The organism is Cellulomonas sp. NPDC058312, from assembly GCF_042880135.1.
Classification (GTDB): domain Bacteria; phylum Actinomycetota; class Actinomycetes; order Actinomycetales; family Cellulomonadaceae; genus Cellulomonas.
Window position 1 is genome coordinate 518,091 of record NZ_JBHVZE010000001.1, and the last position, 19,481, is coordinate 537,571.

At 74.8% G+C, this 19,481-nt stretch carries 16 protein-coding genes; 10 read left to right on the forward strand and 6 right to left on the reverse strand.

All coding sequences use genetic code 11. The features are described 5' to 3' along the window. Nucleotides 1–29 precede the first annotated feature (29 nt). Nucleotides 30–440 (reverse strand): GtrA family protein, encoded by a 411-nt coding sequence (locus tag ACFVXN_RS02380; protein ID WP_389226664.1) that lies wholly within the window; start codon nucleotides 438–440, stop codon nucleotides 30–32. 94 nt (nucleotides 441–534) lie between these two features. On the opposite strand from ACFVXN_RS02380, the gene rffA reads away from it, so the two are divergent. Together rffA and ACFVXN_RS02390 are read left to right on the forward strand one after the other, a co-directional pair. Then, nucleotides 535–1,683 carry a dTDP-4-amino-4,6-dideoxygalactose transaminase gene (gene rffA / locus ACFVXN_RS02385; RefSeq protein ID WP_389226667.1) on the forward strand — a complete coding sequence of 383 codons (1,149 nt, stop codon included), beginning with the start codon at nucleotides 535–537 and terminating at the stop codon, nucleotides 1,681–1,683. A gap of 40 nt (nucleotides 1,684–1,723) precedes the next feature. Next, a complete protein-coding gene (locus tag ACFVXN_RS02390) occupies nucleotides 1,724–2,476 on the forward strand; it encodes a GNAT family N-acetyltransferase (protein WP_389226670.1) in 753 nt (250 codons plus the stop codon). Between the two features lie 25 nt (nucleotides 2,477–2,501). Here ACFVXN_RS02390 and ACFVXN_RS02395 read toward each other — a convergent pair whose 3' ends face one another. After that, the gene (locus tag ACFVXN_RS02395) at nucleotides 2,502–3,539 is read right to left on the reverse strand and encodes a hypothetical protein (RefSeq protein WP_389226673.1); all 1,038 of its coding nucleotides are present in this window, start codon (nucleotides 3,537–3,539) and stop codon (nucleotides 2,502–2,504) included. A gap of 157 nt (nucleotides 3,540–3,696) precedes the next feature. Between ACFVXN_RS02395 and ACFVXN_RS02400 the strand changes: the two genes are divergently transcribed. The 4 genes from ACFVXN_RS02400 to ACFVXN_RS02415 all read left to right on the forward strand — a co-directional run bounded on the left by ACFVXN_RS02400 (nucleotide 3,697) and on the right by ACFVXN_RS02415 (nucleotide 8,162). Beyond that, nucleotides 3,697–4,341: a glycosyltransferase family 2 protein gene (locus ACFVXN_RS02400; RefSeq protein ID WP_389227833.1), complete on the forward strand. Its 645-nt coding sequence runs from the start codon at nucleotides 3,697–3,699 to the stop codon at nucleotides 4,339–4,341. Between the two features lie 4 nt (nucleotides 4,342–4,345). Continuing rightward, nucleotides 4,346–4,765: a DUF2304 domain-containing protein gene (locus ACFVXN_RS02405; protein WP_389226676.1), complete on the forward strand. Its 420-nt coding sequence runs from the start codon at nucleotides 4,346–4,348 to the stop codon at nucleotides 4,763–4,765. Between the two features lie 62 nt (nucleotides 4,766–4,827). Further along, the gene (locus ACFVXN_RS02410; protein WP_389226679.1) at nucleotides 4,828–6,363 is read left to right on the forward strand and encodes a DUF2142 domain-containing protein; all 1,536 of its coding nucleotides are present in this window, start codon (nucleotides 4,828–4,830) and stop codon (nucleotides 6,361–6,363) included. After that, entirely contained in the window at nucleotides 6,360–8,162 is a 1,803-nt protein-coding gene (locus ACFVXN_RS02415) for a DUF6077 domain-containing protein (RefSeq protein WP_389226682.1), read from the forward strand. The genes ACFVXN_RS02410 and ACFVXN_RS02415 overlap by 4 nt, the downstream gene beginning before the upstream one ends. Before the next feature lie 82 nt (nucleotides 8,163–8,244). On the opposite strand, the gene rfbA is transcribed toward ACFVXN_RS02415, so the two are convergent. Next, the gene (gene rfbA, locus ACFVXN_RS02420) at nucleotides 8,245–9,114 is read right to left on the reverse strand and encodes a glucose-1-phosphate thymidylyltransferase RfbA (protein ID WP_389226685.1); all 870 of its coding nucleotides are present in this window, start codon (nucleotides 9,112–9,114) and stop codon (nucleotides 8,245–8,247) included. Nucleotides 9,115–9,175: 61 nt separating this feature from the next. After that, complete coding sequence (locus tag ACFVXN_RS02425) at nucleotides 9,176–12,001, reverse strand: hypothetical protein (protein WP_389226688.1); 2,826 nt, start codon at nucleotides 11,999–12,001, stop codon at nucleotides 9,176–9,178. Nucleotides 12,002–12,217: 216 nt separating this feature from the next. Here ACFVXN_RS02425 and manA point away from each other — a divergent pair, with 216 nt between their 5' ends. Further along, on the forward strand, nucleotides 12,218–13,435 hold the full coding sequence (gene manA, locus ACFVXN_RS02430; protein ID WP_389226691.1) for a mannose-6-phosphate isomerase, class I: 1,218 nt from the start codon (nucleotides 12,218–12,220) through the stop codon (nucleotides 13,433–13,435). Nucleotides 13,436–13,451: 16 nt separating this feature from the next. Here the strand turns inward: manA and ACFVXN_RS02435 are convergent, their stop codons facing one another. Together ACFVXN_RS02435 and ACFVXN_RS02440 are read right to left on the reverse strand one after the other, a co-directional pair. After that, nucleotides 13,452–14,396, reverse strand: a complete 945-nt coding sequence (locus ACFVXN_RS02435) for a GDP-mannose 4,6-dehydratase (protein ID WP_389226694.1) — start codon at nucleotides 14,394–14,396, stop codon at nucleotides 13,452–13,454. Nucleotides 14,397–14,407: 11 nt separating this feature from the next. After that, nucleotides 14,408–15,391, reverse strand: a complete 984-nt coding sequence (locus tag ACFVXN_RS02440; protein ID WP_389226697.1) for a GDP-mannose 4,6-dehydratase — start codon at nucleotides 15,389–15,391, stop codon at nucleotides 14,408–14,410. 123 nt (nucleotides 15,392–15,514) lie between these two features. Between ACFVXN_RS02440 and ACFVXN_RS02445 the strand changes: the two genes are divergently transcribed. The 3 genes from ACFVXN_RS02445 (at nucleotide 15,515) to ACFVXN_RS02455 (ending at nucleotide 19,475) form a co-directional block, all read left to right on the forward strand. Beyond that, entirely contained in the window at nucleotides 15,515–16,465 is a 951-nt protein-coding gene (locus tag ACFVXN_RS02445) for a glycosyltransferase family 2 protein (protein ID WP_389226700.1), read from the forward strand. 86 nt (nucleotides 16,466–16,551) lie between these two features. Further along, nucleotides 16,552–17,304, forward strand: coding sequence for a class I SAM-dependent methyltransferase (locus ACFVXN_RS02450; RefSeq protein WP_389226703.1), 753 nt, complete (start codon nucleotides 16,552–16,554; stop codon nucleotides 17,302–17,304). Continuing rightward, complete coding sequence (locus ACFVXN_RS02455; RefSeq protein WP_389226706.1) at nucleotides 17,301–19,475, forward strand: hypothetical protein; 2,175 nt, start codon at nucleotides 17,301–17,303, stop codon at nucleotides 19,473–19,475. Before ACFVXN_RS02450 ends, ACFVXN_RS02455 begins: the two co-directional genes overlap by 4 nt. Nucleotides 19,476–19,481 lie beyond the last annotated feature (6 nt).

Genomic DNA, 19,481 nt, shown 5'->3' on the forward strand with positions numbered 1-19,481 from the left:
GGCGGCACCGGACGTCCCGGGGAGCGCCGTCACCGTGCTGCTCCGAAGCTGACGAAGCGGTGGCCGAGGTAGGAGAGGACGGCGACCGCCACGACGGCGACCACCTGGGCGGGCAGCGGGGGGATCCCCGCCAGCTCGACGAGAGCGGGCGTCGCGACGACGCCCGCGACGAACCCGCTGCCCCAGACGCCGACAAAACGCGGCAGGTCGCGGCGCCACGGGTTCGTCGACCGGAAGATGAGCCGGCGATACGTCGGGAAGGCGACGCCGATCGTCACCGCCTGTGCGAGCAGGATCGCGTACATGTACGGCATCCCGGTCGAGAGGAGGAGGGCGAGGAGGCCGAGATACCCCAGCGTCGTTGTCCCGGCGACCAGCAGGTAACGGATCTGCTCGTTGCCGAGCGCGCGGCGTATGAAGGCGCCGATGCCGCTGTTCACCTGCGGGGGCGCCCGACGGGACGGCAGGAGCAAGAGGACGGCACGGCACGACTCTACGGGAGTCGACCCCGGGATGGGCCTATCCTCGTCAACCATGACCGACGCGCCGATCCCCTTCTCGAAGCCCTTCCGCGCGCTCCACGAGCTGGCCTACCTCGACGAGGTGCTGGGGTCCGGGCACACCCACGGCGACGGGCCGTTCACCGGTCGAGCCTCCCGGCAGCTCGAGGCGATCACCGGTGCGCCGCACGCGCTGCTGACCGGGTCGGGCACGCACGCGCTGGAGCTCGCGAGCTGGTTGCTCGATCTCGAGCCGGGTGACGAGGTGATCGTCCCGAGCTTCACGTTCTCCACGACGGCGGCCTCGGTCATCATGACCGGCGCGACGCCGGTGTTCGTGGACATCGATCTCGCGACGGGCAGCCTGGACGTCGACGCGTTCGAGGCGGCCGTGACCCCGCGCACCCGCGCCGTCTCGGTCGTGCACTACGGCGGCGTCGCCCCGGACATGGACCGGGTGCTGGCGATCGCGTCCGCCGCAGATGTCGCGGTCGTGGAGGACAACGCGCACGGGCTGGGCGCGCGCTGGGGCGGGCGGGCGTGCGGCGCGTTCGGCGTGCTCGCGGCCCAGAGCTTCCACGCGACGAAGAACGTGCAGTGCGGCGAGGGCGGCGCACTGCTGGTCAACGACACGTCCCTGCTCTCGCGCGCCGAGGTGCTGCGCGAGAAGGGCACCGACCGGTCGAGGTTCCTTCGTGGCGAGGTCGACAAGTACTCCTGGATCGACCGTGGCTCCAGCTACCTCCCGAGCGAGCTATCTGCGGCGGTGCTCACTGCGCAGCTCGAGGCGTTCGACGACATCCAGGCGCGACGGCACGCGATCTGGGACGCGTACGCGACGGGGCTGGCCGAGTGGGCCGACCTCACCGGGACGTCCCTGATGAGCCCGCCTCCCGAGGCGGAGCACCCCGCGCACGTCTTCTGGCTGCTCGCTCCGACCGGGCCGCTGCGGGACGCCTTGCTGGACCACCTCCGAGCGGCCGGAGTGGGCGCGACGTTCCACTACATCCCCCTGCACTCCAGCATCGCGGGCGAGCGGTTCGGCCGGACCCCGGCGCCGTGCCCGGCCACCGACGACTTCTCGGCCAGACTCGTGCGCCTCCCGCTGTGGGCGGGCATGGCCGATGCGGCCGTCGAGCGTGTCCTCGACACGGTGCGGCAGTTCCGCCCCGTGGCGGTCTGAGATGTCGTGGGACGCGCTGGCGGCTGCGGGCGTGGTCTGCGTGCCCTCACCAGCCGAGTCCGCCCGGTTCGGGGTGGAGGTCCACCGCCTCACCATCGGCCCGGGGGAGCTGCGCGCGGGCGAGCTGCGCGCGCTCGTCGAGGCGTCGGCGGCTGACGTCCTCGTCGTGCGGTACGACGTCGGCCGGCAGGAGGTGCCCGCCGTGCTCGCCGCGACCTCGCGGGCGGTGCTCCCTGCCGGTGCGCTCACCTACTGGGAGACGCCGGTCCGGGCCGGGCGGGCGTCGGGGTCCACGGAGGTGGTCCCCTCGGGTGCACTCGACCCCGCCGTCGCGGAGTCGGTGGTGCGCGACGTGGTGCGGAGCTCGTTCGCGGCCTACGGCAACCACTACACGGCCGACCCGCTGCTCGACGCCGCGGCGGCGTTGGCGGGTTATGAGGAGTGGGCCACGCAGTCCCTGCGCCAGGACCCGGACGACGTTCTCGTGCAGCTGCTCGAGGGCGTCCCTGTCGGCGTCGCGACGGTCGAGCACGCGGACGACCACGTGGAGGTGCTCCTGGCCGGGCTCGTGCCGGTAGCGCAGGGGCGGGGACTGTACGGCGATCTGCTGGCTGCCGTCGAGGCCCGTGCGGCCGCGCGTGGCCTCGGACGGCTGGTGATCTCGACGCAGGTGCAGAACGTCCGGGTGCAGCGGGCATGGGCCCGCCAGGGGCTCAGGCCCTTCGCCGCGGTCGAGACGGTGCACCTGGTGCGTCGCGAGGCCCTCCGGGTCGGCCGAGCTCCGGCGACGTAGCCCGTCGACCGGACCCGCCTCGGTGTCAGAGGGACTCGCGGGCCGCCGCGACGTCGAGCGGAGCACCCGGGGCGCCGGGTGCCGACCCGAGCGGCCGGGGGAGGTACTCGGTCGCCGCGGCGAACCACTGCGCGAACGACAGGGTCGGCGCGTCCCCCGCGGGTGCGTCGGCCGCCGGGGCCCCCGACCGCCGCCGGAGCTGGGTCGTCGCGCGCGACAGCGGCGCGCCGAGCCAGTGGTCCAGCCATGGTCCGGCGTGCCGTCGGTCCCACCCGAGAAGCCGGCGCAGGTCCGCCGGCTGCAGGAGGTCGTCTGCGCCCGTCTCGGCGCGGGCGACGGCTGTGCGCTCGGCCGTCCCCACCCCCCGGTCGTAGAACTCGGGCCACCGGGCGGCGAGCGAGCCCGCGTCATCGGGCCGTTCCCCGGCCAGCCGCATGGCGTCACCGGACACCGTCGCGTCGATCCCCAGCGACGCGGCGTACACGACCGGGGTGGACAGCCGGTTCGACACCACGCGCGACGCCCCGGTCAGCAGCGTGTGCAGACGGCCGAGGAACCGGGGGTCCGTCCGGGTGCCGAGGGTGACGACCCGGTGACCGGCGCCGACGTACGCGTCGACGACCCGAGGGTCGCGCGCCTCGACGTGGTACAGGCAGACGGTGCTCGGACCCTCCGTGCCGGCCCACGCGCGCGCAACCGCGGCGTGGTCGCCGAGGAGGGGCTGCGTCGCTATGCCGTGCACCGGCAGGATCACCGTGCCCGAACCCGGCGGGCGCGGGCCGGCTACGGCGCACAGGTAGTGCCACGGCGCCCCGATCGCGACGCTGCGGCGGTCGCCGGCGGCCGGGTCCCAGGCGCGGGACCGGTGGGACCACACGAAGAGCGCACGGCGGCGCGGGCCGTCGGGGGTGCCGATCGCGGGGAAGTCGCGGAAGTGGGTGTCGAGCGGCGACGCCGCTGTCCACCCGTGCTGCACGAGCCCGGGCAGGTGGCGGGGACCGCGCAGCCCGGAGTACCGCGCGAGCGCGCTGCTGTGACCGTAGTAGTGGTTCTGGGACTCCACGAGATCGAGCCTACGGTGCGCGGGAGCACACCCGGTCGGCGCGGAGATGTCCACATCCGGCTCTCCGCCGCCTCCGTGGCCGTTACGCTGAGGACCAGACCGGATCGACAGGGAGAGCAGGAAGCGCGTGGCGGACAACGACGACGTGTGTCTCGTCATGCCCCTGTACAACGAGGGTCCCGTGGTCGGTGACGTCGTCGAAGCAGCCCGGGAGACGTTCCCCCGTGTCGTGGCGGTCGACGACGGCAGCGCCGACGGCTCGGCGCGGATCGCACGCGACGCCGGTGCCTTCGTCGTCCAGCACCCGGTGAACCTCGGGCAGGGCGCGGCGCTGCAGACGGGCTTCGACGCAGCCCGGAGGCTGCCGGGGGTCCGGTTCGTCGTGACGTTCGACTCGGACGGGCAGCACCGCACCGAGGACGCCGCGGCGATGGTCGAGCGGCTCCGCGCCGACGAGGCGGACGTGGTCTTCGGCTCGCGGTTCCTGGACGGACGGACGCGGCCCGGTCTCGTGAAGGGCGTGGTGCTGCGCACGGCAGTCGTCTACTCGAACCTGACGACCGGCGTGCGCCTGACGGACACGCACAACGGGCTGCGCGCGCTGAACCTGCGCGCGCTGGCCGGCATCCAGATCCGGCAGAACCGGATGGCCCACGCGTCGGAGATCATCGAGCAGGTCGGCCGGTCCGGGCTGCGGTGGGTCGAGCACCCGGTGCACATCGAGTACACCGACTACTCGCGGAGCAAGGGCCAGTCCGTGTGGAACGCCGTGAACATCGTCGCCGAGCAGCTGTACAGGTGATCCCGTGCTGATCAAGCTCCTCCTCCTGCTCGCGATCGCGGTGATCGCCGTCCTCAGCGTGCGCTCGGGCCGCGGGGCGAGGCGCCTCGCCTTCCGGCGCATCGGCGTGATCGGGTTCGCGGTGCTCGCCGCGGCGTCCGTGCTGCTGCCCGACGCGTGGAACGAGCTCGCCGCCGTGGTGGGGGTCGGGCGCGGCACCGACCTCATCCTGTACGGGTTGATCGTGCTGTTCTTCGCCTCGATGGTCACGAGCTACCGGCGGTTCCGCGAGATGGAGACCCTGCACACGGTGCTCGCCCGCCGGATCGCGCTGGACGAGGCGTTCGGCGTGCTGGCCGTGCTCCCGCCCGGCACCGCCGGCCCCGTCGCACCCGCCCCCCACCCGGACGAGGTCCCCGCGCCGCACGAGGGCACGAGCGCGTGAGGTCCCGCGGAGCCCGCAGTCCGCGAGCGCTGGGACCGCGGTCCGCCTTCTGGCTCACTTTCGTGCTGTTCGCCCTGCTCGGCGGGGTCTGGTCGCTGACCTCGCCGCTGTCGGCTGCTCCCGACGAGGCCGCGCACCTCGCCAAGGCGGCCGGGGTCGCCCGAGGACAGCTGCTCGGTGAGGAGTGGGCGCCCGGACGCTACGTCGTCGCGGTGCCTCAGGTGTACGACGACGTCGCAGACGTCAACGACTGCTTCGCCTTCCGTCCCGAGCGGTCCGCTGCATGCTCCGATGCCCTCCGAGAGACGTCCGCGGAGCCGACCGCCGTCCTCACCTCGGCGGGACGGTACAACCCGCTGTACTACGTGCTCGTCGGCTTGCCGACCCACCTGCCGCCGACTCCCGTCGCCCTGCACCTCGTGCGGCTGATGAGCGTCCTGCTCTGCGCGACGACGCTCGCGATGGGCGTGCGTTCCGCGGTCGAGACCCGGGCCCGGACCTGGCCCGTGCTGGCGGTGTTCGGTGCCACGACCCCGATGGTCGTGTTCATGCTCTCGGTGGTGAACCCGAGCTCCCTGGAGATCACCGCGGGTCTCGGGCTGTGGGCGACGTTGCTGGCGATCCTGCGCGACCCGCGACCGGACCTCCTGCGCCGGCAGATGCTGAGGGCGGGAGTCCTGGTCGCGCTGCTCGTCAACGCCAAGTCGGTGTCGCCGCTCTACCTGGCGATCATCGTGCTCGTGGTGATCGCGACCGTCCCGTGGTCGCGGACCCGGTCGGTGCTCGTGGACCGGCGGGCGTGGCCCGGCCTCGCCCTCGGTGTCGCCGCGTCGGTCGCCGCTGTCGTCTGGATCCGCCTGGCCGGTGCGATCGGGCGCCCGAGCGAGGCGCCCTACCCGGAGCTGACCCCGGGTGTCGCGGCGGAGCGGGTCCTGGGCCGCAGCGACCAGTACCTCGCGAACATGCTCGGGCAGTTCGGCTCGCACGACACCGGGATCCCGCTGTGGGGCTACATGCTGGCGGTGCTGGTCGCGCTCACCCCGGTCGTGCTCGCGCTGGCGGTCGGGAGCAGGCGGGACCGCGCGGTGATCGGCGTCCTCCTGGTGCTCGTGATCGCGCTCCCGGTCGTCCTCCAGGTGCCGCAGGCGACGGAGCTCGGTCTGCCGTGGCAGGGCCGCTACGTCCTGCCGATCGCGGTCGGGCTGCCCTTGCTGGCCGGCTACGTGCTCGCCGAGCACCGCGACGAGCTGGGTGGTCGGCTCGGGCACCGGCTCGCCGGCATGCTGGTCTGGTCCTGGGCGGTGGTCCAGCTGCTCTCGGTGGTCGCGAACCTCCGGCGGTACACGGCCGGCGCCGCGTGGCCGTTCGTCGCCGCCCGCGACCCGGACTTCTGGACGCCGCCCCTCGGGCAGGCGACGCTCCTCGTCCTCGCCGTCCTGATCTGCGGGGGAGGGGCCGTGCTCGCCTCGCGGCTCGCCCGGGACCTGGCACGGGCGGACGAGACGACGCGCGCCGCGCCGGAGGGTGGCGACGGCGGCGGGACAGGACCCACGGGTCGCCCTGCCGTCGAGGCCGACGTCGCCGGCGGGCCGAGGTGACCGACCGGACCACGCGCAGCGCCGCCGTGGTGCGACGGGTCGGCACGGCGACGGACGGCACGCTCGACGTCGCCGTGGCCGCGCTCGGCCTCTGGACCGCCGTCTACGGTGTGCTGCTCCTGGGAGTGCCGCTCGTCCTCGGGGTCGTGGTGTGGGCGCTCGCGGTGGTGGGACTCGCCGTCGCACGGTCGCGGGGGCCCTGGTTCGCCGATGCGGTGGAGCCCGGACCGTGGTCGACCGTCGGCGCGCTGGTGCTCGGCGCGGCGACGGCGGTGCTGTCGTCGGTGATTGCCCGGCCCGAGTGGGACGACGCCGCCTTCGTCGTGCGGTCGACCTGGGTGGCCGACCACGGTGCCCTGGCCACGGGCGACATGATCTTCAGCGACGACGGCGCGTGGCCGGCGACCTTCGGCCAGAGCCCGAACATCTCGTCGGTCGAGACGCTGCTCGGCGCCGTCGCGCACGTCACCGGCGTGTCGGCGGGTGACGTCGTCTACCGGTACCTCGTTCCGCTGGCGACCTTCGCGGCGGTCTGGGCGGTCTGGCGGCTCCTGCGCGTCTGGGGTGCCCGTCGCCCCCTGGCGTCGCTCGCGCTCGCGCTCGTCGTCGTCGTGATGGGCGGGTACACGCACGCGAGCTTCGGGAACTTCCACCTGGCCCGGATCTGGCAGGGCAAGGCGCTCCTGGTCTCCGTGCTGGTGCCCTACCTCTACGCGGTGCTGTTCGCCGCGGCCGCCCGGTCCCGTCGTGACGACCGCACCCTGACCCGGACGACGCCGCTGCTGCTCGCGACGACGGGCGCGGCGGCGGTGGGAGCGTCGTCGACCGCCGTGTTCCTCGTGCCGTTGATCGCGGTCATCGGGCTGGTGCCCATGCTGGTCCGGCGACGGGTACGCGACGTGCTCGTCCTCGGGGCGGCGACGGTGCTCGTGCCCGTCGTCGCCGGGGTGGTCACGGTGCTCTCGCCCAGCGGCTCGGGCAACGAGGCGGGCCGGTCGACGACGTGGCTGTGGACGCGCGTGCTGGATGACGGCTGGGTGGGCGCCGTGGTCGTGGTGGCGGCGCTGGTGGTGCTCGTGGGGGTGCTCCGGCCGGCCTGGGCCGGGGTCGTCGAGCCAGGGAGCCAACGCGGGCTCGCGGTGGTCGTGCTGGCCGGGTTGCTGTGCTCCCTGCCGCCGCTCTACCCGGTCCTCACCGCGCTGATGGGCGGGGACGCCATCGCCTACCGGCTCGCCTGGCTGGTACCGGTGCCGGCCCTGATCGGTCTGCTCGCCAGTCTCCCCGCCCGCCGAGGGTGGTTCCCCGTGGTGCCGTTGAGCGCGGGCGCGCTCGCGGTGGTCCTGGTCGTCGGGCAACCCCTGTGGGCGGCGTCCAACCTGGCGCACGTCGGGCGCCCCGGCACGTGGAAGGTCCGCGACCAGGCCGACCTGGCCGCGGCGCGGTGGATCGTCCAGGAGCAGCCCGAGGGCCGCTACCTCGCGGCGAACTGGGTGGCGATGATGACCGGGGTGCTCACGTCCGAGCTGCGCCCCGTCGGCACGCGCCTCGACTACGTGCGCTCGCTCGAGGGCGTGCCCGGTGCCGACGTCGAGAACCGGCTCCTGCTGCAGCAGATCGCCGACGGCAGCACGGAGCTGAGGACGACGGACCACCTCGAGGACGCGGAGCTCGCGCTGGACGCGCTGGATGTCGACGTGGCGTGCGTGGTGTGGTCGGACGAGTTCACCGGCGAGCTGTTCAGCACGTGGCAGCCGGGTTTCGCGTCGGGGCCGTGGACCTGCTGGAGCCGGGTGCCGTGAGCACGGCCCTGCCGGGGGCCGGTCACGACGAGGCCCGCACCCGATGGGGTGCGGGCCTCGTCGTGACGGGGGTGCGCGCGGCTCAGTCGCGGTTCTCGAGCAGACCGAGCAGGTACGCGCCGTAGCCCGACTTCACCAGGGCCTCGCCGCGCTCGCGCAGCTCGTCGTCGCTGAGGAACCCGCGTCGCCACGCGACCTCCTCGGGTGCCCCGATCTTCAGGCCCTGGCGGTGCTCGATGGTCCTGACGTAGTCGGACGCCTCGATCAGCGAGTCGAAGGTGCCGGTGTCGAGCCACGCCGTGCCGCGGGGGAGGACCTCGACCTGCAGGCGGCCCTGGGACAGGTACTCGCGGTTCACGTCGGTGATCTCGTACTCGCCCCGGGCCGACGGCTTGAGGTCCTTCGCGATCGCGACGACGTCGTTGTCGTAGAAGTAGATCCCCGGGACCGCGTAGGACGACCGCGGCTTCGCGGGCTTCTCCTCCAGGGAGAGCGCGCGCCCCTCGTCGTCGAACTCCACGACGCCGTAGCTCGTCGGGTCCGCGACGCGGTACGCGAAGACGGCGCCGCCGTCGATGCCGTCGAACCGGGTCAGCGTCGAGCCCAGGCCGGGGCCGTAGAAGATGTTGTCACCCAGCACGAGCGAGGCGGACTCGTTGCCGACGAAGTCCGCGCCGAGCACGAACGCCTGCGCGAGCCCGTTGGGCTCCGCCTGCACCGTGTACTGGATCGAGACGCCGAACTGCGAGCCGTCGCCGAGCAGGCGCCGGAACTGGTCGGCGTCGTGCGGGGTGGTGATGATGAGGATGTCCTGGATACCCGCCAGGATCAGCGTCGACAGCGGGTAGTAGATCATCGGCTTGTCGTAGACGGGGACCAGCTGCTTGCTGACGCCGAGGGTGATCGGGTGCAGTCGGGTGCCCGAGCCGCCGGCCAGGATGATTCCGCGCATGGGGGCCAGTGTGCCGCACCCTGCGCATCCGCCGGAAATGGACGCGCAGGGTGCGGGCGTGTCACCTGGTCGTGACGGTGCGGCACCCGAGCGAGGCGGCGGGTCCGGCCGGCGCGTTGCTCGGCACGACGCAGACCGTGTGCGGGCCCGCGGCCGCGGCGACCGTGAGGGCGAACCCGCGGTTCGGTCCGGCACCGGGGACGGCGCGCGCGACGTCGGGGCGGCTCAGCTGCGTGGTCGTCCAGTAGCCGCGACCGTCGACGTAGACCGAGATCCCGACCGGGGCCGTGGTGTCGGCGTCGTGCGCCCACCCGACGACGGACACCGTGCCCGCGCCACCGGTCGCCGCCTCGAAGTTGCCGACCGGCGGCGTGGCGTCGACCGGCACCCGCCGGCAGCCCAGCGCGGTGTTGGGTCCCGCAGGAGTGTTCACCGCCACGATGCACACCTCGTTGACCGCCCCGCTGGTTGCCGGCACCGTCAGGGCGAAGCCCTGCGCGGGTCCCGCGCCGGAGACGGCGCGCTGCACGTCGGGTCGGGCGAGGCTGGTGGTCGTCCAGTAGCCGCGGCCGTTGACGTAGACGGCGACCCCGACGGGCGCCGTGGTGTCGCTGTCGTGGGCCCAGCCGGTGACGGTGAGCCGCCCCCCGGAACCCGACGCCGCCTCGAAGTTGCCGCGCGGGGCGGCAGCATCCACACCGACGGTGCGGCATCCCAGGGCGACGGCGTTGCCGGTCGGCACGTCGACGGCGCTGACGCACACCTGGTGGGCCGAGCCGCTCGCCGCCGGCACCGTCAGCTGGTAGCCCTGATTCGGTCCGGCTCCGGTGACGGCACGCTGCACGTCGGGGCGCGGGACCTGCGTGGTGGTCCAGTAGCCGCGACCGTCGACGTGCACCATGATCCCGACGGGCGAGGTGGTGTCCCGGTCGACGGCCCACCCGGTGACCGAGATCTGGCCGTTCTTGCCGCTCGCTGCCTCGAACTGCCCGCGCGCGGGCGTCGTCGCGACGTTGACGACCCGGCAGCCCAGCGTGGTGTCGTACCCGCCGACGCCGACGTTCGTCGCCCACAGGCAGACGACGTTGCGGGACGCGTTGAGCGGCACCGCGGCCTGGAACCCGTGGTTCGACCCCGCCGACGGGTACGCGGCGGCCACGTCGGGCCGGGACTGGTTCGCGGCGATCGTCGTGCGCTGGCCGTTCACCGAGACGACGGCCTGGATCGAGGCACGGCTCTCGGGGTCGTGGACCCAGCCCCGCACGGTGAGGGTGGTGCCGCTCACGGACGTGCCGTCCCAGCTGCCGAACGGGGACGTGGACACGCCGCCGTCGATCAGCTGGGCCACACGCCCGCGGATGTCGCCGAGGGCGTTGTAGAGGTTCTGCCCCGGGCACGAGGTGAGGTTCGCGTCGCGGTGCCCGTAGATGGTCGGGAAGGTCACCACCGTCCCCGCGGGGTACTTGGTGGCGCCACCGCCGGAGACCATCGAGACCAGGGCGTTGCCGCGCACGCGCAGCTGGGAGAACTTCCACGCGATCGTCTGGGAGATGGCCTCGAGCATCGCGGCCGGCGCCGCGGCGCTGCCGTACTCGCCGATCGCGGAGACCCCGAAGGTGCGGCTGTTGAAGCCGCCGGTGTGCACGCCCACGATGGTCTGGTCGATCGAGCCGGCACGTCCCTCGAACACCCGGCCGAACTTGTCGACCAGCATGTTGTAGCCGATGTCGCACCAGCCGCGGCCGCCGGACGCCTCGGGGCGGGTGTGGTACGAGTAGAAGCCGCGCAGCAGCCCGGGCACGTCCGCCGCGCTGTAGCTGTTCGACGACGCCGTGTGGTGCACCGCGGCGGAGACCATCTGCGTCGAGACGTCGGACTGGCAGCTGCGCAGCGACTCGTCCGCCCCCCACGCCGCGCGCGAGATGATCGCGGGCGCGGGGTGCGACGCCGCGGTCCGCACCCCGGCGGCGGACGACGTGCGGTACACCGCGGAGGTGATGTCGGCCGTGCCGGACGCGCTCGCGGACGGCACCACGTCGGCCACCACGGGCGCGGGGTCCTCGCCCGGGTCGATCAGCACGGCCTTGAGGCCGCGGACGGTCCCGGCGTCGGCCTCGGCCCAGATCTGCAGGCCGTCGGCGTCGACCGCCACGATCGGGTCGGTGGCGCCGCGGGTGCCGGTCGCGTCGGTCCGGCTGTTCCCGTCGGGGGCGATGTCGGAGGCGCCGGCCGCCTCCCAGTCGGTCCACTCGCCGGCCGTCCGGTAGCGGTACCGGACGACGACGCCCTCGAGCCCGGGGTCGGCGTCCCAGGTGATGCCCAGGACGGAGAAGGGGTCGGTGTCCAGCTCGCGGGTCAGCACGTCCGGGGCGGGGGCCTCGGTGGCCTCCGGCGTCGGCTCGGCGGTGGGCTCCGCGGTCGGCCCGGCGGTCGGGCCGGCGGTCGGCCCGGCCGCGGGCGCGCTCGGTGCGGGCTCGGGGTCGGTGGTCGCGTCGGGCTGCGCGGGGGCTGCGGGCTCGGTGGGCTCGGTGGGCTCGGCGGGCGCTGCGGTCGCGCCTGGCGCGGCGGCGTCGTCGGCGTCGGCGGCGACGTCGGTCGTGACGGCCGCGGTCCGGAACACGGCGCCGGCGTCCGCGGACGCACCGGTCACCTGCGCGTCGGGCAGGACGGACTCGGTCGAGTCGAGCTCCTCGGCGGGCAGCGGCGCCTCGTCGGGCAGGGCGGCCACCTCGGCGGCGACGACGCCCCCGAGGTCGAGCTCCTGGACGGAGACCTCCGGCGCGGTGGCGGTGGTGGTGGTGTCGGCGGTCGCGACGACCGCCATCGGGGCGACCAGCCCGCCCGTGAGTGCCAGGACCGTGCCGGCCCTGCCCCAGTGTTGCGCCATGCGAGCGCCCCCATTCGTGTGTCTCGGTGCGCCTAGGGGACCATCTCGCGGCCGCGCGCGTCCCGCGCGACACGCGTCGCGCCTGCCACAGCCGGGCCGGGATCGCCACCCGGGGTGTGGAATCGTGGGTGAACCTGCGGGCCGGACGGGTGACAGGGCCCCGGACCGTGTCCGATATGTGCCAATCTGTCCCCATTCCAAGCCGAGGGGAGCGTGATGATCCGGATCTCGAGTGCCGAGCTGCACTACGCCTGGGGGTCGCCGTCCGCGATCCCCGACCTGCTGGGCACGCCGGCGACCGGCGGACCCGTCGCCGAGGCGTGGTTCGGCGCCCACCACGCCGGGCCCTCCCGGATCGTGCCGGACCCGGCCGGCCACGACCACGCGGCCCCCTCCGGCACGCTCGCGGCGGCGATCGCCGAGGACTCCCGGCGCCTGCTCGGGGACGACGTCGTCGCCCGGTTCGGCCCCACGCTGCCCTACCTGCTGAAGATCATCGCGGCCGACCGCCCGCTGTCCCTGCAGGTGCACCCGAACATCGAGGCCGCGCGCGAGGGGTTCGACCGCGAGGAGGCCGCCGGCGTGCCGCTCGACGCGCCGCACCGCTCCTACCGCGACCGCAACCACAAGCCGGAGCTCGTGTACGCGCTGACGCGGTTCGAGGCGGTCAGCGGGTTCCGCGCCCCGCGCCGGGCGGCGGAGCTCCTGGCGGGCCTCGACGCACCCCTGGCCAAGGAGCTGCACGACGAGCTCGCGGCCCAACCGGACGCGCGCGGCATCGAGGCCGCGTTCACCTGCCTGCTCCAGCCCGGCACCCGGCCCGGCCCGGAGGCGGTGGAGGAGGTCGTGGCGGCGTGCGCGGCGCGGCTCGCGCACGGGTCGCCGTCACCGCGCGCCGACCGCACCGTGGTCCGCCTCGCCGAGGCGTACCCCGGCGACCCGGGCATCGTCACGTCGCTGCTGCTGAACCCCGTGACCCTGCACCCGGGCGAGGCGCTGTTCGTCCCCGCGGGCGGGGTGCACGCGTACCTCAGCGGGGTCGGCGTGGAGATCATGGCGTCGTCGGACAACGTGCTGCGCGCCGGGCTCACCCCCAAGCACGTGGACGTCGCCGAGCTGCTGCGCAACGTCGACTACGTGGCCGCGCCGCCGATCCGGATCGCCCCCGAGCGGTTCCACGGCGCCACCCGCGTCTACTACGCGCCCGTCGACGACTTCGAGCTGTCGATCACGACCGTCGAGGACGACGGCCTGCACCCGCTGCCCGGCCGCGGGCCCCGCGTCCTGCTGTGCCTCGACGGCGCCGCGACCGTCCGGGGTGCCTCCGGCGCGACGCTCACGCTCCAGCGTGGCGAGGCGGCCTTCGTGCCGGCCTCGGACGGGGCGCTGCAGGTCGAGGGCCGGTCGCGGCTGATCCAGGCCGACGTGCCCTGACCCGGGTCGACGCGGGTCAGGCGGCCCCGCCCGCGACCGCCAGGTCGTGGTCGACCATCGCGCCGACCAGCGCCTCGAAGTCGTGCGTGCGGGTCCAGCCGAGCTCCCGCTCGGCGCGACCGGGGTCGCCGACGAGCTCCGGCGCGTCGCCCGGACGCAGCAGCCCGGTGTCGACGTGGACGTACCGCTCCCAGTCGTCGATCCCCGCGCGCGCGAACGCGGCACGCACGAAGTCCTCGACCGCGTGCGCCCGCCCGGTCGCGACCACCCAGTCGCCGGCGCCGTCGTGCCGGGCGGCACGGACCATCGCGTCCACGTAGTCCGGCGCCCAGCCCCAGTCCCGGCGCGCGGCGAGGTTGCCCAGGACCAGGCGGTCGTCCAGCCCCCGCGCGATCCGGGCGGCGCCGCGCGTGATCTTGCGGGTCACGAACGTCTCCGGCCGCCGCGGCGACTCGTGGTTGAACAGCACGCACGACGCGACGTGCAGCCCGCGCTCGCGGTAGACCGCGGCGAGGTGGTGCGCGAACGCCTTCGCCGCGCCGTAGGGGTTCCGGGGGGCCACCGGCGTCGACTCGTCCTGCGGGACCCGGTCGGGGTGCCCGAAGATCTCGGCGGAGGACGCCTGCACGACCCGCACCGCCCGGCCCGACGCGTCCTGCACCGCCAGCGCGGCGTCGAGCAGCGCGAGCGGCGCCAGCCCGGACAGCTCGGCGGTCGCCTCCGGCTCCGCCCAGGACCGCGCGACCGAGCTGATGCCGCCGAGGTTGTACACCTCGTCCGGGGCGAGCCGCAGCACCAGCGCGCGCAGCCCGTCCCGGTCGGCCAGGTCCACCGCGTGGGGGGTCCAGCCGACGCCGACGGGCACCTCGTCCCCGGGGCGGACGGTGCCGTGCACCACCACGCCCTCCGCGAGCAGGCGCTCGACCAGGTACGACCCGTCCTGCCCGGTCGCGCCGGTCACCAGCGCGACGGTCACGCCACCCGCCCGCGCTGCTCCGCGAGGTCGTGCTCCACCATCATCGCGACGAGCGCGGGGAAGTCGACCGTCGGCCGCCAGCCGAGCCGCTCGTGCGCCTTGGACGCGTCGCCGACGAGCAGGTCCACCTCCGCCGGGCGGACGAACTCGGCGTCCGTGCGGACCAGGCCGGACCAGTCGTCGATGCCGACGTGCCCGAACGCCGCGTCCAGCAGGTCGCGGATCGAGTGCGTCTGCCCCGTCGCGACCACGTAGTCGTCCGGCTCGTCCTGCTGCAGCATCCGCCACATCGCCTCGACGTAGTCGCCGGCGAAGCCCCAGTCGCGGCGCGCCTCGAGGTTCCCCAGCACGAGCTCGTCCTGCAGGCCCAGCGAGATCCGCGCGACCGCCTGGGACACCTTGCGCGTGACGAACTCGGGCCCGCGGCGCGGCGACTCGTGGTTGAACAGGATCCCCGACGACGCGTGCATCCCGTAGGACTCGCGGTAGTTGATCGTCATGTAGTGGCCGAACACCTTCGCGACGCCGTACGGCGACCGCGGCCACAGCAGCGTGGTCTCGCGCTGCGGGACCTCCTGGACCTTGCCGAACATCTCCGAGGAGGACGCCTGGTAGAACCGCACCCGGCCGGGGTCGTCCCCGGCGTGCAGGCGCACCGCCTCGAGCACGTTCAGCACGCCCGCCGCGGTGACGTCGGTCGTGATCCGGGCGTTCTGCCACGAGTACGCCACGTACGAGATCGCGCCGAGGTTGTAGACCTCGTCGGGCCGGGACGTCGCCAGCGCCGCCATCAGGCTGGGCGTGTCCGTGAGGTCGCCGGTCAGCACGTGCACGTCCGGCACGGCCTCGCGCACCAGGGCGATCTTCGGGTTGTTCTGCCCGCGCACCAGCCCGTAGACCTCGTACCCCTTCGCGAGCAGCAGCTCGGCGAGGTACAGGCCGTCCTGGCCGGTGATGCCCGTGATGAGTGCGCGTGCCATGTGGTCTCCGGTTCGTCGTCGGTCACCGGCGCGGCGGCGGCGCACCCCGGTCCGGTGGCTAGGCTACCGACGACCTCGGGATACGGACGGCACGGGCGGGCGTGGGACAGGCGTGAGCAGAGCATGAAGGTCGTCGTGCAGGTGCCCTGCCTCGACGAGGAGCAGACCCTGGCGGCCGTGCTGTCGTCGGTGCCCACGCACATCGACGGGGTCGACGAGATCGCCGTCGTGGTCGTGGACGACGGGTCCACCGACCGGACCGCCGAGGTGGCGCGGGCCCACGGCGCGACCGTCGTGCGGCACGCGCGCACGATGGGGCTGGCGCGCTCGTTCCGGGACGGCGTCGACTGGGCGCTCGCGCACGGCGCCGACGTGGTCGTGAACACCGACGGCGACGACCAGTACCCGCAGGACCGGATCGGCGACCTCGTGCGCCCGATCCTCGAGGGCGTCGCCGACGTGGTGATCGCCGACCGCCAGACGGCGACGATCGCCGAGTTCTCCTGGTTCAAGAAGCGGATGCAGCGGTTCGGCAGCGCCGTCGTGAACGGTGCCGCCGACACGCGGCTGCCCGACGCGGCCAGCGGCTTCCGCGCGTACTCGCGCGCCGCCCTGCTGCGGATCAACGTGGTCACCGACTTCTCCTACGCGATGGAGACGATCATCCAGGCCGGGCACAAGCGGCTCCGGATCGTCAGCATCCCCGTGGTCACCCACCCGAAGACCCGGGAGTCGCGGCTGTTCCGCAGCGTGTTCCACCACATGGCCCGGTCGGCGTCGGCGATCGTCCGCTCGTACCTCATGTTCAAGCCGTACGTCGTGTTCGCGACGCTCGCGGTGGTGTTCGGGGTCCTGGCGCTGGTGCCGATGGTCCGGTTCCTCGCGCTGTGGCTGGTGAACGGCGAGGCGGGCAACGTCCAGTCGCTGATCTTCGGGGCGATCATGGCCGTGGCGTGCCTGCTGTCGGGCGCCCTCGGCGTCCTGTCGGACCTGCTGCGCACCAACCGGGTCCTGCTCGAGGAGCAGCTGGAGCGGATCAAGCACCTGCAGTACGACGGCCGCCCCGGCGCCTGAGCGGCGCCCGAGGCCCGGCGGGTCGTGGCCGCTACGCTCGCCTGCGTCGCACCGCGACCCCTGCACCCTCCCCGGAAGGACGCGCCGTGCCCGGACCCGCCTCGCTCGCCCGCAGCACCTACGTGGGGTTCTGGCGGTCGGCCCGGCGGGTCGCCCGGACGACCGGCGCGCTCGACGCCCTCGACGCGCGTCGCGCGGCCCGGCCGCGGGGGGTGGCGGCACAGCTGCGCTCGCTGTTCGCGATCCACGACGCCGCCGACCTGGTGGCGCTGGACGTCCCCTGGTGGACGTACGGCGCGACCGACCGGGTGGCCGCGCACCTCGCCGCGCTCGGCGGCACGGCGCGCGTCCTGGAGTACGGATCGGGTGCGTCCTCGGTCTGGCTGGCCCGGCGCGCCGCGCACGTGACGAGCGTGGAGCACCACGTCGGCTTCGCCGCGCTCGTGCGCGAGCTGGCGCGCGACGCCGGGGTCGCCGACCGGCTGGAGGTCCTGGAGGTGCAGCCGGACCGGTCGCCCGACCCGGTCGTGCCCTCGGGCAAGCGGGGCGAGGAGGGGCTGGACTACGCCGCGTACGTCCGCGCCGCGGAGCGGGTGGCCGGCGAGGTGGACCTGGTCGTCGTCGACGGCCGGGCGCGCGCCGCCTGCGTCGAGGTGGCCGCCCGGCGGCTGGCGCCGGGCGGTCTGCTGCTCCTCGACGACAGCCAGCGACCCCGGTACGCCGCCGCGGTCGCGACCTCGGGGCTGGTCGTCGAGCGCTACCGCGGCTGGGTGCCGTCGCTGCCGTACCCGCGCGAGACCGCCGTGCTGTCGCTGCCGTCGACGCCCCGTCGGCCGTGAACCGGGAGCGTCGCCCGCGCCTGCTGCCGCGCGCGCTCCTGGCCGTCCCCGACCGGGCGCCGGTGCTGCTGGGCTGCCTGGGCGTGGCCGGGGTGCTCGCGGTGCTCGTCGGACAGCTGCGCCCGGTCGTCGTGCTCCCGCTCGCCGTGGCGCTCGCGGCGGTGACCTGGCGGTGGGTGCCCCGCCCGCCGCGGGCGACGCGCGGTCACGTCGGCGCCACCGTGGTGGTGCTGGTCCTGTGCGCCGCGTGGTGGGGCCTCGGGCTCGCCTCGGTCGCGCAGTACGTCGTGGTGAACCGCGACCCCGGGTTCCTGACGCTGCGGGGGCTGTGGCTCACCGACCACCCCTCGGCGCTGGTCCCGGTCGGCGGTGCGGCCGCCGTGGACGCCGCGGTCCCCGCCGCCTCCGCGGGCACCGAGGCGTTCTGGCTGCACGACGGGCAGCTCTACGCGCAGGGCAACACGATGCTGCCCTCGTTGCTGGCGGTGCAGGGCTGGGTCGGCGGCGAGCGCGCGGTGCTGGCGGGCAACCTGCTGATCGGGGTGGTCGCCCTGCTCGCGGTGTTCGCGGCCGCCCGCCGGTTCGCCGGGCCGTGGTGGGCGCTGGTCCCGACGGTCGCGCTGGGCCTGAGCCTGCCGTTCCTCACGTTCACCCGCGCCGCGTACACGGAGCCGCTGACCGTCGCCCTGCTGTGCGGCGCCCTGGCGGTGGCGCACGGGGCCTGGCACGGCGGGCCGCGCGCGCTCGGGGTCGTGCCGACGTCGGCCCGGCTCGTGCCGACGTCGGCGGGGGCCGCCCGGGTCGGGCCGCACGTGCTGGTCGGCGCGCTGGTCGGCGCCGTGGGCACCGCGCGGATCGACGGGGCCGTCGCCGTGGTGGGCCTGGCCCTGGGCTACCTGCTGGTGGCGCTCGGCCCGCTCGGCGCCGCCGACCGGCGCGCAGCCACGCGGGCGGCCCTCGCGGCGACCGGCACGGGCGCGGCGCTGGTCGCCCTCGGGATGGTCGACGTCCTGCGCCTCAGCCCCGAGTACGTGCGCGTGCACCAGACCCAGCTCACGGCGCTGCTGACCGCCACGGGGACGCTGCTCGTGCTGGCCGTGCTGGCGCTCGTCGTGCCGGGGCGGTGGTGGCAGGGCCCGCGGCGGGCCGTGCACGCGCACCGCCGCGCGCTGGGGTCCGGCGCCGCCGCGCTCGTGCTCGTCGTGGCCGCGGGGGTCGCGTCGCGGCCGCTGTGGTGGCAGGGCCGGTTCACGGACCCGGCGTCCGGGTACGGCTACGCGGTGCAGGTGCTGCAGGCCGCTGCCGGGCAGCCGCTCGACCCCGCGCGGTCGTACGACGAGCAGACGCTCACCTGGGTCGCCTGGTACCTCGGCGTCCCGGCGGTGGTGCTCGGCGTCGTGGGGCTCGCCGTGCTGGCCCGACGCGGCGTGGCGCGCCGCGACCCCGCGGCGACCCTGCTGGTGGCGGTGGTCGGCGTGGCGGCGGTCTTCCCGCTGCTGCGGGTGAGCATCACCCCGGACCAGATCTGGGCGGTGCGCCGGCTGCTGCCCGCGACGTTCCCGGGGCTGCTGATCGCGGCGGCGTGCGCGCTGGCGGCGCTCGCGGGGCCGCGCGCGTCGGTCGGGGGGCGCGGAGCGGTGGTGGCGCGCGGGGCGTCCGGGGGAGCGCGGGGGGCGTCCCCGGGTGCGCGCCGTGCCGCCGCCGCGGTGCTGGCGCTGGCCGTGGTCGCCTTCCCCCTGACGACGTGGCGCCCCGGCGCGGACGTGGTCGAGCTGTCCGGGCGGGCGACGCAGGCGCACGCGGTCTGCGACGCGCTGGACGACCTCGGTGTCGACCGGGTGGTGTGGACCCACTCGAGCCCCTTCCGGTACCTGGCGACCCTGCGGGTGGTCTGCGACGTCGAGGTGGTCGAGGTGCTCGAGCCGCCCACCGCGGCGGACCTGGCGGCGATCCGCGCCGCGTGGGGCGGGGAGCCGGTGGCGGCGCTCAGCTTCGACGCGACCGACTACCCGTGGACGACGCCGCCGACGATCTCGGTCGGGGGGACGGCGTCGACGACCCTGGGCCGGACGCTGACCGGCGTCCCGCGCACCGTGGACACCACGTGGAGCGAGGTCTGGGTCGGCCTGGTCCAGCCGGACGGGACCGTGCGACCCGCGATCCGACCGTGAGAGCCG

What these genes read in the sequence shown, in the direction of transcription:
- rffA (WP_389226667.1), top strand. Translation starts at nt 535, where the DNA reads ATGACCGACGCGCCGATCCCCTTCTCGAAGCCCTTCCGCGCGCTCCAC.
- ACFVXN_RS02400 (WP_389227833.1), top strand. Translation starts at nt 3,697, where the DNA reads ATGCCCCTGTACAACGAGGGTCCCGTGGTCGGTGACGTCGTCGAAGCA.
- rfbA (WP_389226685.1), bottom strand. Translation starts at nt 9,114, where the DNA reads ATGCGCGGAATCATCCTGGCCGGCGGCTCGGGCACCCGACTGCACCCG.
- ACFVXN_RS02425 (WP_389226688.1), bottom strand. Translation starts at nt 12,001, where the DNA reads ATGGCGCAACACTGGGGCAGGGCCGGCACGGTCCTGGCACTCACGGGC.
- manA (WP_389226691.1), top strand. Translation starts at nt 12,218, where the DNA reads ATGATCCGGATCTCGAGTGCCGAGCTGCACTACGCCTGGGGGTCGCCG.
- ACFVXN_RS02440 (WP_389226697.1), bottom strand. Translation starts at nt 15,391, where the DNA reads ATGGCACGCGCACTCATCACGGGCATCACCGGCCAGGACGGCCTGTAC.
- ACFVXN_RS02445 (WP_389226700.1), top strand. Translation starts at nt 15,515, where the DNA reads ATGAAGGTCGTCGTGCAGGTGCCCTGCCTCGACGAGGAGCAGACCCTG.